At 73.9% G+C, this 13,030-nt stretch carries 8 protein-coding genes; 3 read left to right on the top strand and 5 right to left on the bottom strand.

Annotation, left to right across the window (positions count from 1 at the left end; translation table 11 throughout):
* Nucleotides 1-33: 33 nt before the first annotated feature.
* Nucleotides 34-2,220 (bottom strand): ATP-binding protein, encoded by a 2,187-nt coding sequence (locus tag ACSRUE_RS28190; RefSeq protein ID WP_441286301.1) that lies wholly within the window; start codon nt 2,218-2,220, stop codon nt 34-36.
* A 25-nt stretch (nt 2,221-2,245) separates the two neighbouring features.
* The gene (locus tag ACSRUE_RS28185; protein ID WP_441286300.1) at nt 2,246-4,777 is read right to left on the bottom strand and encodes a hypothetical protein; all 2,532 of its coding nucleotides are present in this window, start codon (nt 4,775-4,777) and stop codon (nt 2,246-2,248) included.
* Between the two features lie 257 nt (nt 4,778-5,034).
* On the opposite strand from ACSRUE_RS28185, the gene ACSRUE_RS28180 reads away from it, so the two are divergent.
* The gene (locus ACSRUE_RS28180) at nt 5,035-6,534 is read left to right on the top strand and encodes a serine/threonine-protein kinase (protein WP_441286299.1); all 1,500 of its coding nucleotides are present in this window, start codon (nt 5,035-5,037) and stop codon (nt 6,532-6,534) included.
* 74 nt (nt 6,535-6,608) lie between these two features.
* On the opposite strand, the gene ACSRUE_RS28175 is transcribed toward ACSRUE_RS28180, so the two are convergent.
* Nucleotides 6,609-7,688 carry a hypothetical protein gene (locus tag ACSRUE_RS28175; RefSeq protein ID WP_441286298.1) on the bottom strand — a complete coding sequence of 360 codons (1,080 nt, stop codon included), beginning with the start codon at nt 7,686-7,688 and terminating at the stop codon, nt 6,609-6,611.
* Nucleotides 7,689-7,940: 252 nt separating this feature from the next.
* On the opposite strand from ACSRUE_RS28175, the gene ACSRUE_RS28170 reads away from it, so the two are divergent.
* A complete protein-coding gene (locus ACSRUE_RS28170) occupies nt 7,941-9,785 on the top strand; it encodes a protein kinase domain-containing protein (RefSeq protein WP_441286297.1) in 1,845 nt (614 codons plus the stop codon).
* Nucleotides 9,786-10,274: 489 nt separating this feature from the next.
* On the top strand, nt 10,275-10,538 hold the full coding sequence (locus tag ACSRUE_RS28165) for a GlsB/YeaQ/YmgE family stress response membrane protein (protein ID WP_437300957.1): 264 nt from the start codon (nt 10,275-10,277) through the stop codon (nt 10,536-10,538).
* On the opposite strand, the gene ACSRUE_RS28160 is transcribed toward ACSRUE_RS28165, so the two are convergent.
* Nucleotides 10,499-11,308, bottom strand: coding sequence for a hypothetical protein (locus tag ACSRUE_RS28160; RefSeq protein ID WP_441286296.1), 810 nt, complete (start codon nt 11,306-11,308; stop codon nt 10,499-10,501). The genes ACSRUE_RS28165 and ACSRUE_RS28160 overlap by 40 nt on opposite strands.
* Nucleotides 11,309-11,449: 141 nt before the next feature.
* Nucleotides 11,450-12,826 carry a serine/threonine-protein kinase gene (locus ACSRUE_RS28155; protein ID WP_441286295.1) on the bottom strand — a complete coding sequence of 459 codons (1,377 nt, stop codon included), beginning with the start codon at nt 12,824-12,826 and terminating at the stop codon, nt 11,450-11,452.
* Nucleotides 12,827-13,030: the final 204 nt, after the last annotated feature.

Here is a 13,030-nt window from a genome sequence, read left to right as displayed (position 1 = left end):
CGGCCCTCGCCGCGCCCGGAAGGGCGCGCGCCGCTAGCGACGCTCGAGCAGGTCGCGCAGGCGCTGCGCGAGGGTCTCGGGGGTGAACGGCTTCTGCAGCAGCGCGAGCTCGCGATCGGGCTCGGCGCCCGCGAGGACGTCCTCGGCGTAGCCGGAGATGTACAGCACGCGGGCGCGCGGGTGGATCGCGACGGCGCGCTCGGCGAGCTCGCGGCCGTTCATGCCCGGCATCACGAGGTCGGTGAGCAGGAGGTCCACCGCGCCTTCCCCCTCCCGCGCGAGCATCGCCAGCGCTTCCTCGCCGCTCGCGGCCGAGAGCACGCCGTAGCCGCGCCGCTCGAGCACATCGACGATGAGCTTGCGGACGGCGTCGTCGTCCTCGACGACGAGCACCGTCTCGTCGCCGCCCGCGGGCGACGGCCGCGCGCGAGCTGGCGCCACCTCGGCGCGCTCCTCGACGCGCGGGAGATAGACGCGGAACGTCGTGCCGCGCCCGAGCTCGCTCTCGACCTCGATGAGCCCGCCGCTCTGGCTCACGATCCCGTACACCGTGGCGAGGCCCAGCCCCGTGCCCTTGCCTCGCGCCTTCGTCGTGAAGAACGGCTCGAACAGGTGCGAGAGCGTGTCGTGATCCATCCCGTTGCCGCTGTCGGTCACCGAGAGCACGACGTAGGGGGGGCCTCCAGCGGCGGGCGCGTCGTCCTCGTCGCGCTCCGCTGGCGCGAAGGACCTCGCCGCAGGGCTCTCGCCAGGCTCGCCCAGGGAGGTCTCGACGACGAGCTTGCCGCCCCTCGGCATCGCGTCGCGCGCGTTCACGACGAGGTTCAGGACGACCTGCTCCAGCTGGCTCTTGTCGACCTTGATCGAGCCGAGATCCCGGCCGACGTTCGTCTGCAGGTCGATGTCCTCGCCGATGAGGCGCTGCAGCATCGTCTGCAGGTCGAGCACCACCGCGTTGATGTCGAGCACCTCGCGCTGCAGCGCCTTGCGGCGGCTCATCGCGAGGAGCTGCCGCGTGAGCGCCGCGGCGCGCTCCCCGGCCTTCGTGACCTGGAGGGCGTCGCGCCGCAGCGCGCTGTCGGGCCCGAGGCGGCGAACGAGGAGCTCGCCGTAGCCGAGCATCACCATGAGCATGTTGTTGAAGTCGTGCGCGATGCCGCCGGCCAGCCGGCCGAGCGCCTCCATCTTCTGCGACTCGCGCGAGCGCTCCTCGCGCTGCCGGAGCGCCTCCTCGGTGCGCCGCCGCTCGGTGATGTCGCGGACGAGGACGAGGACGTGCCCCTCGAGGAACGGCATCACCCGCGCCTCGACGTGCCGCTCTCCGTCGGCGCTCGCGACGGCGTGCTCGAGCGCGACCACGGCGCCCGCCGCGTGAGCCTCCTGGCTCGCGCGCTCGAGCCGCTGCCCGAGCTCCGGGGGGAGCACCTCGGTCATGCGCTTGCCCGGCAGCGCCTCCGCCGCGACGTGGAGCTCGGAGAGCCGCGGCTGGTTGTAGTCGACGATCTGCAGCTCGGCGTCGAGGCGGAAGCAGAGATCGGGGATGGCGTGAAACAGCGCGCGGAGCTCGCCCGCGGCGCGCGCGCTCTCCCGCTCGGCGCGCCACCGCTCGATGCTCTGCCCGATCTGGCTGCCCACGGACGCAAGGACGCGGAGCAGCTGCTCGTCGCCGCCGTGCGGGGCGCGGCTCCTCAGCTCGATCACCCCGGCGACGCGGGGGCCGCACGGGATCGGGACGGCGCACGCCGCGCGCTCCCAGCCCGGCGCGCGCGCGGCGTGCTCGCCGACGTCGACGACCCCGCCCGCGCTGGCGCGGAACACCGGCGCGCCGCGCCGGAAGGCCTCGCCGACGAGATCGGACTCGGCGGCGAGGGTCGGCCCCTGGCGGAGCACCTCCGCGAACGCCTCGCGATCGCCGTGCGCCGCCGACCGGGCCTCGACGCAGCGGAGCGCGCTCGCTCTCGCCGCGGACCGCGGCGCGTCGCCCGCGGCGCTCGGCTCCGGCTCCGCGAGCCAGAGCGCGGCGACGTCCCAGCCGAGGTGCTCGATGAGCGCGGCGAGCACGCGCGGAGCAGCCTCCGCGAGCGAGGCCGCCTCGCACAGCGCGCTCGTCGTCGCGAGGTGCGCGGCCAGCCGGGCCTCGGCCTGATGGACCTCGGCCGGGCCGCCCGGCGCTGCACCGGCGTGGACCGCTCCCTCGGGATCGAGATCGTCGTGTGGCACGTCAAGCCGCGGAGCCCCCATGCGCTCAGCCGCCGGTCTTCTCTGCGGCGCCGCTCTCGAGGTGGACCGTCCAGCAGACGGCGCCGGAGGCCGGCTCACCGCCGGGCGGCCCCACGCTGATCTCCGCGCGGGCCGGCCCGACGGCCCGGACATAGAGCCGCTGTCCGACGGCGCCGCGCCCGAGCGCGCAGACCGCGCGGCGCACGCGCGGATCGTCCGCCGCGACCTCCCCCTCGTCGTCGGCGGCCATGAACAGGAGCTCGACCTCGGGCTTCAAGCAAGCGCCGACCTCCCGCCAGACGTCGTAGTCGACGGACGGATCCAGGACGTCGGCGAGCTGCCCGTGGCGGGCGCGCCCGACGCGGTAGCGGAACGCGTCGCGCTTCTCCGCGCGGAGCGTGGCCCCGATCCGATCGAACCGGAGCGACAGCGCGCCGAGCGCGGCCGCCATCTTCACGGTGGGCGCGCCCAGGTTGGCCTTGTCCGGCTCCTTGAAGCGGTGCACCTGCACGCCCGCCGGCAGCACGCCGGCGAGCAGCTCCGCGAAGCGCTGGTTCATCCCGAGGCGCCCGCCGAGCAGGATCCGGAGCCCCTGGTAAGGATCCGGCTCCCGGCCGATCTTCGCCACCGCGCCCTCGAGGTGCCGGCGCACCACCTCGACCCCGTCCCGGAACCACGCGTCGATCGCCTCGCCCAGCGCGCCGCGATCGATCGAGAGCGGCACGACGACCGGCGCCCCGTCGAGCCCGACCAGCGAGAGCCGCTCCGCGACCGTCGCGCTCGGCCCCCCCTCGAGGAGAGGCCGCAGCAGCTCCTTGAGCGCCCACGCATTGGCGCGCCCGTCGGGGGACGAAACGAGCAGATCTTCCGCGCCGTCGAGCGGCTCCTCTTCGGGCGGGCGCTCGAAGGGGATCCGGCGATCGCGCATCGCGGCCTGGCTCGACGAGTACACCCTGTAGGCGATCCGGTGGAGGAGCCGCTCGCCCCCGAGCCAGGGGATCGCCGTGGGCTCGAGGTACTCGACCATCCGCTCCAGCCCCTGCGCGGTCTCGTGCCCCTTGGCGCTCCGCAGGATGCCGAAGGCGAGCCCCGCCTCGCTGGCCCCGGCGTCGATGACGCAGAACGGGACGCCGCCCTCCCGCGGCTGGATCCCGAACATCCGGAACGCCTGGACCGCATAGGCGATCGCGGACGGCCCCCCGTCGACGACCTGCAGGCCGTCGAGGTCGTGGTACTCGCAGAGGCCCGCCGGCAGGCTCCGGAACATGCCGCGGCGGAAGGCGACGAGCACGCTCTCGCGGCGCTCGGGCGACCAACCCGTCGGCATCGTGATCGCGTAGCGCACGGAGAGCCCCCGCGAGCGCTGGTTCAGGTGCAGGCCGACGTAGTAGGCGTAGAGCTCCAGCGGATCGAACGGGTCGTGCGCGCCGATCCCTTCCTCGTCGATGATGGGCGGCGCCGGCTTCTTCAGCGCCTCCGTCGTGTCGGGGTCGCTCCTGCCCCGGAGGCGGAACGGCTCGCCGCGCTCGGTCCGCTCGCGCAGAAGCGGGAGGGCCGGCAGCGAGGCCGCGGCGCGCTCGTGGACGTCGGCGCCCGGCCGGACGCGCATGTCGCGCGCTGCGTGCCCGACGAGCACGTCGCCCCAGCGCGTCATGGGCAGGATCACCCGATCGCGCCAGGCCTTCGTCGTCCGGGCCAGCGCCTCGAACGCCACCTCGCTCGGGTTCTCGTTGTCGGCGGACACCCGGAGCGGCGCGTCGGCGCCGATCCGGACGAACTCGGCGCCCCCGCGCTCGCCCCGGACGGCGACGACCGTCGACGCCGCGCCGACGTCCACGGCGACCCAGTCGGCGCGCACGTCGAGCCGGGGATCGCGCCGCTTCACCTCGGGCGGGATCGGGTCCTTGTCGGTCTTTCCGGTGCGGCGGTGCAGCCCGACCACGCGGCCCTGTCGGAGGATGGCGATGGACGTCGCGCCGAGGAAGCGCGCGCCCGTCCAGAAGCCCTGCGCGGGATCGACCAGCGCCGTCCCCTTCACCGGATCGAGGTTCGCGACGACCTTCGGGAAGAAGTCCGCGATGTGCTCCGGCGAGGCCGCCCCGTCGTAGCGCTCGACCTTGATCGGCGGCGAGTAGTAGTTCTGGAGCCCTTCACCGTAGATGCGCGGACTGACCTGGATCAGCTTCAGATAGGGGATCGGGCAAGTCTGCTCGTCCAGGCGGAACTCCTGGTAGAGCGGGGTCGGGGCGATCGTGTTCTCCATCTCGGGCGCGATGCGAGGCACGCTCGCGCTCATCTCGGTGCCGAAGTACATGAACTTCGTTCCGGCGCCCCCGGTGAAGGCGGCAATCCTGACCTCGTTGAACGTCGCCTGCCCGACGATGAGCGGCGGTAACGCGATCACGTAATCGAGCACCAGCGTCGTGAGCCAAGGTTGGTCGAAGAGGCGCGATTCCCAGCGCATGACGAGCGTCGGGAACGCGCGGCCCTCGAGGGAGACGATCTTCTCCGCCTCGCGAACCAGCGCACCATCGACGGACAGCTCGTAAACCGGCATACGTGGGCGACATTATCACGAAGATCCCCTGCGCCGGCCCGGGGATCGCGGGAGCGGGGTGTTCGTTCGTTGTCAGGCGCTCAGGCGCTCAGGCGGCCGCGCGCCACGCCATCGCTCCTCCCTCGTGTGGGGCGTCCACGCCGCACGGCGGCGGGTGAGGGCGACGCCCGTCGTCGCTCTGCGAGGGCGTAGGCCGGCCTCGGGCGACCGTGCTAGCCTGGCGGCGTGATTTGCTTCTCCGGACCGGGAACGCTGTCATGAATCCGTTGGTCGGCGAGATCATCGACGGCAAGTACCGGATCGTCCGGCTGCTCGGCCAGGGGGGCATGGGCGCGGTCTTCGAAGGCGAGAACTTGCGCATCCGGCGCCGCGTCGCCATCAAGCTGCTGCACGCGAACATCTCGAGCCAGGCCGAGTCCGTCGCGCGCTTCGAGCGCGAGGCCCAGGCCGCGGCGCGCATCGGCTCCGATCACATCTGCGAGGTGCTCGACCTCGGCGTGCTGCCGGACGGCACGCGGTACATGGTCATGGAGTACCTCGAGGGAGAGACCCTCGGGGCCAAGATCGAGCGGATGGGGCGGCTCGGGCCCGAGATCACCGTGCCGATCATGGTGCAGGTGCTCGAGGCGCTCGGCGCCGCGCACGCCGCGGGGATCATCCACCGCGATCTGAAGCCCGACAACATCTTCGTCGTCCCGTCGAAGGCCGGCCTCAGCAACTTCGTGAAGGTGCTCGATTTCGGCGTCTCGAAGTTCTCGCCGCTCGCCGGCGCGGAGATGAGCATGACGCGCACGGGCGCGGTGGTCGGGACGCCGTACTACATGTCGCCCGAGCAGGCGCGCGGCTCGAGCCCCGTGGATCAGCGGACCGACATCTACGCCATGGGCGTCCTGCTCTTTCAGGCGACGACCGGTCAGGTGCCGTTCGACGCGGCGACCTTCAACGAGCTGCTCTTCAAGATCGTGCTCGAGCCGGCCCCCCTGCCCCAGCAGCTCGTGCCCGACCTCGACGCCGAGTTCTCCGGGATCATCCAGAAGGCGATGGCGCGCGAGCCGGGGGGCCGCTTCCAGAGCTGCGCGGAGTTCAAGAACGCGCTCCTCGCCTGGGCCGCAGCGCGGCCCAGCCTGGCCTTGCTGACCACGGGGCGGACGTCCTTCCCCCGGCTGTCGCTGCCGTCCCAGCCCGAGACGGCCACCCCGCCGCCCACCCGCACCGAGCCGCCGTGGGGTGGCCAGAATGCGCCGGTCGTGCCCGGCATGGGCCAGACGCCGCAGCTGACCGCGAACTCGTGGGGCGCCTCGTCAGGGGTCACGGGCCGCTCGACGCGCCCGCCGTCCAGGATGCCGCTCCTCGCCGCGATCGCCGGGGCGGCCAGCTTGTTCGGCGCGGGCGTCGCCGTCTGGCTCGCCTTCGGACACAGCGGGATGACGGGCGCGGCGACCGCGGATCCGGGCGCGCTCAGCGCGACGGCCATCCCGTCGCCCTCGCCCCCTCCGCCCGCGCCGCCGACCGCCCCGCCGTCCGAGCCGATCGTCACCGCGAGCGCCACAGCCGCAGCGCCCGCTCCGCCCGTCACCGCCGAGCCCGTCGCGGCGCCGACGGCCTCCTCGGCCCAGGTGAAGCCGCCCCCGCAGCCTCCACAGACGAAGCCGTTGCCCGTCACGAAACCGCCGCAGACGAAGCCGCCGTCGACGAAGCCGAGCACGTCGCCCCAGAAGCCGCAAAAGCCGGGGGTGCCGGGCGACTTCGGCTACTGACGCCGGCGCCACGCAGGGCGATCGGGCTCGTCTGGGGGCGCATCAGGCCGCGCGCGTCACGCAGAGCCTGCCGCTCAGAACGCGCCGCGCACCCCGAACCCGGTCGGCGTCACGTAGGGGGCGATCCAGGCAGAGCTCGAGGGCTCCGGCTTGGACGTCAGCTCCAGTACGAGCAGCGTCACGCCGCCGGCGAGCAGCACGCCGCCCCCGATGAGGCCGGCCGCGCCGATCGTCTGCTGTGACGCAGCATCGGCGTCGAGCGATTTGATCTGGGCCTGGATCGCCGGGCCGCACTCCGCGCCGGCGCTGCTCTGCGATTCGCACCCACGCGCGGCGCTGAGGTCGTTCGCTTCTTTCTGCGTCCCGCTGCTCTTGGCCAGGAACACCGAGCCCACCACGACACCGCCGAGCCCGAGCGCCGTGGCCGCGATGCCTCCGCCCAGCATCGCCGCGTTCGTCTTTCGCTCCGGGGTGCCAGGCGGGGTGACAGGGGGGACCTCGGTCTGCCCGCCGCCCCAGGTGCCTTGCCCTTCGACCGAGCCTCCCGGCGGGGGGACCACGGCCGGGCCTTCCGGGACCGGGATCTTCAGCTCCTTCCGCTCGCCGTCGCCGACGGTGAGCCCCTGCTCGATCGGCGCGAGGCCCGGCGGAACCACGGTGACCACGTGATTCCCCGGATCGATCGGGCGATGCACGCCGAGCAGCGCGTCCGCGACCGGCTGGCCGTCCAGCTTCACGCCGATCTTCCTGCCGGCGGCGCCCTCCAGCGCGATGCGCAGCGACGCGATCCTGGGCTCGATCGCGGCGAGCTCCTCCCTCGCGTCCTGCTGCGCCCTCTTGAAGGGAGACGGCGCGGTGGGCGGGAGCTCCTCGCGGACGATCCTCAGGTAGGTCTCCTTCGCGGCGACGAGCCGACCGAGGCGCACCTGCGCGCGCGCGATCAGCAGGAGGTGCGTCGGAGCGTGCACGAGCGCCTCGGCGCGACCCAACAGATCGATCGCCTCCTCGAAGCGGCCGGACGTGAACGCTTCGGCGCCCTGCGTGGCCAGCGACCGGGCCGCGGCTCTGTCCTGGTCCGACTGCGCAAGCGCCTCGCCTGTCGGGAGCAGCAGGAACAGCGCCGCAGCGAACGGAACGCATCGTCTCAAGAGCACTCAGGCCTCCTCGCGCGCCACGCTATCACACGCCGTCGACAACGGAACAAATCAGCCCTCGCGGCGCCGCTGCCCGGGCGTAGGCGGGGTTTTCCCGGGCGAGATGCGCGCGGCGTGCGGGCCGCTCGGAGCCGCGCCGCGAGCGCCGGCGCAGGGCGCCCGCGGCGCGGCCGCGCCCGACGCGCCGTCTCGCGGCCGCTGTGAACCGTCCGCACAGCGCGATGGCACCCATTCTGCTGCGTGGAACGCGCCATGGATTGCCTCCGCGCCTCCGCGCCCCTCGACGCGGGACTCCCGTCCTCGGAGCGATTCCTCAGGGGACGCCTCCTCGGGGGGCGGTACCTCGTCGAGCAGATGATCGGCGCCGGCGCGATGGGGCGGGTCTACCGCGCGCGGCACCTCGGGCTCGGGCGCGCGTGCGCGGTGAAGGTCATCCACGAGCGCGTCGCCGCGCCGCGCGCGGGCGGCAGAGCGAGCCACCGCGTCTGCACGACGCGCGTCGCGGCGTCGCTGCGCGGAGAGGGCGCCGGCCACCGAGGATCGAGCGGCGTGAGCGAGAGGTCGCGCTCCGACGAGAGGTCGCGCTCCGGCGGCGCCCGCGCCGGAGACGCGGTGCTGAGGTTCCATGTCGAAGCGCTGGCGGCGAGCCGGCTCGATCACCCGAACATCGTGCGCGTCCTCGACTTCGGCTGCGAGCCGGTGAGCCTGCACGGCGCGCTCGGCGCGAGCGCCGACGGACACGAGGCGGCCCCGCCCAGCCTCTGGTACCTGGTCACCGAGCACCTCGACGGCGAGGACCTCATCGACCTCCTGAACGCCGCGCCGATCCTGCCCCCGGAGCGCATCGCCTCGATCATGCGCCAGCTGTGCTCCGCGCTGCAGCACGCGCACGACGCGGGCGTCATCCACCGCGACGTCAAGCCCGAGAACATCCGCCTGGTGCCCCGCATCGACGACGACGGGGCGCCGTTCGAGCAGGTGAAGCTCCTCGACTTCGGGACGGCAAAGCTGCTCCACGGCGACCGCTCCGGCGCGTTCGGCGGCTCGCCCCTGCTCCCCGTGCCCGACGAGGACGGCGGCAGGCTCGTCATCGGAACCCCCGCCTACATGAGCCCGGAGCAAGCCGCAGGGCAGCGCGTCGATGCGCGGAGCGACGTCTACGCGTGCGGCGTGCTGCTCTTCGAGATGGCGACGGGGCGGCTCCCCTTCGAGCGCCCGACGCCCGTCGCGCTCGCCGCCGCGCACGTCGAGTCCCCGCCGCCCCGACCGAGCGCGATCCATCCGGCGTTCGATCCGGATCTGGAGGCGCTGATCCTCCAGTGCCTGCGCAAAAATCCAGATGATCGCCCGCAGAGCGCGCGCGCGCTGCGCGAGGCGCTCGGGTACATCGCGCTTCGCCGGGCGCGCTCCGCCGCCGACGAGCGCGCCGCGGCCAGCCCCTCTCCGCGCCCCTCGGAGAGCGCGCGCCCGGCGACGCCGTCCTCGTCGCGCTGGAGCTCCTCCGCGGAGGACGCCGTCGCGGCGCGCTCCGCGGGAGCCTCGACATGGGTGGGCTATCGCTCGCCGTCTCTGCCGGAGAGCGCGCCCCTCGATCGGCCCTGCGCTCCGCCGGCCACGCGGCGAGACGACTCGCCCGCCCCGACGTGGGTCGGCCATCGCTCCACGCCTTGCCCCCCGGCTGCGCTCGTCGAGGCGGCCTCCCCCCCGGCGCCGGACGGCGCGCCGCCGGTGGACGCGGCCCCCCCGCCCGCCGAGGTGTCGCCTCCCGCGCACGCTCCGGCCAGCGCCCAGCGCACTCCGGCGCTCGAGCCGCTCTTGTTGCTTCGAGCGCACCGATCCAGCGGATCGCGGAGCCTCGTCGCGCTGCGCCGACGCCGGCGCGGGCGTCTCGCTCCGGTCGTGATCGGCACCGTCGCTGCCACGGTGCTCGGCGGATCGCTGTGCCTGCTCTTCAACGCTGCGAGCGCCGCGCTCGCCACGCTCACCTCGCCATCGCCGGAGCGCGACGGCGAGGCGCCCCCGGCCGCCGAGGGGCGCGCATGGCCGGCGCGCGCCCCGGAGCCGGACCCCACCTGCCCTGCAGAACCGCCACGGTGAACGCCCCAGCCGGGCCGCACGCCGGGTCCGCGGCGCCGCTCGTGTGCGCGCGTTGCGGGAGCGGGTACGCACCGGGACACGGCGGGCCAGCGGGCCCGGGCGACGCGCCACCGCCTGCCCACGCGACGCCCGGATCGAGCTCGGAGCGATCGACGAACGACGAGAAGCAGACCGACGGCGAGGGCTGAGGCGCGCGCTGTGCGAACGAAGCGCTCACCCCGCGCCCCGAGCGCGCCGAGCGCGCCGCGATCCTCGATCTCGCCCGCGCCGCTGCGCGCCGATGTACAGCCGATGCCCAGCGCAGCGCGCCCGATGGCGACGCAGTTCACGCTGGCCACCGGGTCTCCGCTTCACGGCGGTGCGAACGGAGCTCACCGCGCGCGGCACGTCGTCTGCAGACGCTGAGCCGGACGAAACGCTGGACGCTGGCCTCCACATCGACGCGGGAGGACGGGCCTCGGCGTCACGCGGTGTCGAGAGGAGCGAACCATGTCCGTGCTGTTGTGGATCCTGTTTGGCCTCATCGTCGGCGTCATCGCCAAGCTGCTGACCCCTGGCCGCGACCCGGGTGGCTTCGTGATCACCGCGCTGCTGGGCGTGGCCGGCTCCTTGCTCGGCGGCTTCGTCGGCCGGGCGCTGGGGCTCTATCCGTCGTATCAGTCGAGCGGCGGCTTCTTCACGTCGATCCTGGGCGCCATCGTCATCCTCGCCATCTACAACGCGACGATCGGCCGGCGAGCGACGAGGCCCTGATCGCTCCCGCCATCGACGGGCTCGCCCCGCCGCGAGGCAGAGAGCTGCCCGAGCAGCGCGGCGGCAGGCACCACGCGGGCCGGCGCGGCGCGCCGATCCAGGCGGAAATCGAGCGCGACGCCCGGCGGCAGCGGCCGGATGGCGCCCGCGCCGAAGCACCGGTGATAGACGAGATCGCCCGGCCCCGCGCCCCGCCCGCCGAGCTGGTGGCTCCACCACCGCGAGTAGACGGTGGGGCGCTCGGGATCGATCGAGAGCAGATCCGAGCGCTCGAGCCGCACCTCGCCGTGATCACCGCGGTCCGCTGCGCCGTGCTTGGCGGTGAGCCGCCCCCCCTCGCCGACGCTGTAGATGATCCTGAACCCCTCGACATCGCCCTTGCCGTAGACGGCGCGCTGGACTCCCGGAGCGAAGAGCAACGCGTGCGTGTAGACGAGGTCCACCGCGAGCGCGGGCAGCACGGTCCAGGTCAGCCAGTTGTTGCCCCACGGCCGTTCCTCCGAGAAGAACGCGTAATAACCGACGGAGACCTCGCCGCGCTCTCCGACCGAGCTGCGGTAGTACAGGACGTCGCCGAGCTCGCCCGCGCTCGCGACCGTCGATCCGACGCAGATCGGCTGCCGCTCGATGGCCGCGCCGAGCTCCGTCGGCTCCGCCGGCGCACCGGCGACCGGACACGGCAGCGCGCTGCTGCTCGCGAAGCGCGCGAGGAGGGCGACAGCCAGCGCGGCGATCGGGAGGGAACGGCTCAGGAGATCCCGGACGGGCATCAGGGCGGACAAGGCTAGCGAGCCCGTCGCTATCCGCGCCAACACCAACGGCCGTTCGCGTTCGACGCCTCACGGCCGCGGCGCCGAATGGAGATCTCCCAGGTCTCGCGGCTCTCCGCGCCGCGGCGCCGGAGCGCTTCGTCAGTCGCGGGGCGCGCCGCGGCTCGCCGGCGCGACGCCGCCGTCGAACGCGCCGATCGCCCTGCCCGCGAGCGCCCCTGCGGCGAAGGTCACCGCCGCGATCACGAGCCAGGGCAGGAGTCGAGCGCGCCGCAGCGGGCGCGCGTCCCTCCAGTCCGGCGTGACGGCGCTCCTGGCCTCGCTGCGCTCGCTCTCTTCTTCCGGCGCAGAGGGGCGTGCGTCCGTCCCGCGCAGCGTTGGCGTCACCTCGCCGCGATCGTCCCCTGAGCGGCCCGCGGCGATCCGCCGCGCGCCCGTGCGCCCGCGAGGCCCGGCGGATCTCCGGCAGCCCCGCACGAGCAGCGACCGGTGCCGATCGCGCCCGCTCGCGACCTCGCGCACGAGCGCGGCGATCTCCTGACCCGCGAGCAGCCCGCGCTCGCTCGAGCTCGGCTCGTCGCCGCCGCTCGGCGCTCGGCGCAGCGAGGCGAGCACCTCGGCGAGCGCCTCTTCCATCTGCGCCGCGGTCTCGAAGCGGCCCTCGGGATCGCGCGCGAGCGCGCGCCGGATCGCCCCCTCGAGCAGCGCCGGGCACGCGGGGCGGAGCGGCGCGATCGCCGGCACCTCGCCGGAGAGCACCGCGCCCATCGTCGCGCCGTCGTCCTTGCGGTGGAACAGGCGACGCGCCGTCAGCAGCTCGAAGAGGATCACGCCGACCGCGAAGAGATCGGCCCGCGCGTCGACCCTCTGCCCGCGCAGCTGCTCGGGCGCCACATAGCCGAGCTTTCCCTTCACCGTGCCGCCGCCGCTCGACGGGGCCGCGTCGCCGGACGAGCACGGGGAGCCGAAGGGGCCGGCCTCCTCCACGCCGCTCATCCCCGTCATCTGCGCGACGCCGAAGTCGATGAGCTTGATCTCCCCCTCGAGCGAGAGGAGCACGTTCTGCGGGCTCACGTCGCGGTGCACGAGGCCGACGAGCTTCCCGCGGTCGTCGCGGAGCCCGTGCGCGTGCCCGAGCGCCCGCAGCACGCCCAGGCCGATCTCGATGGCCGCCTCGAGCGGGAACGGCCGCCCCTCCGCGAAGAGAGAGCGCGCGGCGGCGGCCAGATCGCAGCCCGGGACGTACTCGATCACGAGGTGATGGCGTCCTTCGTGAACGACGAAGTCGTGGAACCGGATCACGTTGGGGTGCTGGAGCCGGGCGCTGATCCAGGCCTCCCAGAGGAACATCCGCACGATCGACGGATCTCGCCTCGCCTCGGGGCGAAGGCGCTTCACGACGACGGGGTGGGCGATACCTGCCGGCCCGCGCCGGCACGCGAGGAACAGCTCCGCCATGCCGCCTGCCGACAGGCGCGCGAGCAACGCATAGCCGCCGTCGCCCATGGGCAGGTCCATCTCTCGATATCTCCAGGGCAGCCCTGCCGCGCCCCCCTCGCTCCGCGCCGGCATCCCGAACGCGCGAAGCGAGGACGGCCGCCGCGCCATCCACTGCCGGAGTCGCCCCACCCCGGCCAGCCCCCGGACTTGCCCGCGCCGCCACATCGCGCCTTCGCTATTCACGCTGCATGCCACGGAAAGTGCCGCGGCAGCGTCACCTCC

Source organism: Sorangium sp. KYC3313, assembly GCF_052075895.1.
Taxonomy (GTDB): domain Bacteria; phylum Myxococcota_A; class Polyangia; order Polyangiales; family Polyangiaceae; genus Sorangium; species Sorangium cellulosum_B.
This window is presented reverse-complemented; position numbering and strand designations above follow the sequence as displayed.

Excerpts from the sequence above, each read along its gene's own strand:
- ACSRUE_RS28185 (WP_441286300.1), bottom strand. The coding sequence starts at position 4,777 with ATGCCGGTTTACGAGCTGTCCGTCGATGGTGCGCTGGTTCGCGAGGCG.
- ACSRUE_RS28180 (WP_441286299.1), top strand. The coding sequence starts at position 5,035 with ATGAATCCGTTGGTCGGCGAGATCATCGACGGCAAGTACCGGATCGTC.
- ACSRUE_RS28170 (WP_441286297.1), top strand. The coding sequence starts at position 7,941 with ATGGATTGCCTCCGCGCCTCCGCGCCCCTCGACGCGGGACTCCCGTCC.
- ACSRUE_RS28165 (WP_437300957.1), top strand. The coding sequence starts at position 10,275 with ATGTCCGTGCTGTTGTGGATCCTGTTTGGCCTCATCGTCGGCGTCATC.
- ACSRUE_RS28160 (WP_441286296.1), bottom strand. The coding sequence starts at position 11,308 with ATGCCCGTCCGGGATCTCCTGAGCCGTTCCCTCCCGATCGCCGCGCTG.
- ACSRUE_RS28155 (WP_441286295.1), bottom strand. The coding sequence starts at position 12,826 with ATGGACCTGCCCATGGGCGACGGCGGCTATGCGTTGCTCGCGCGCCTG.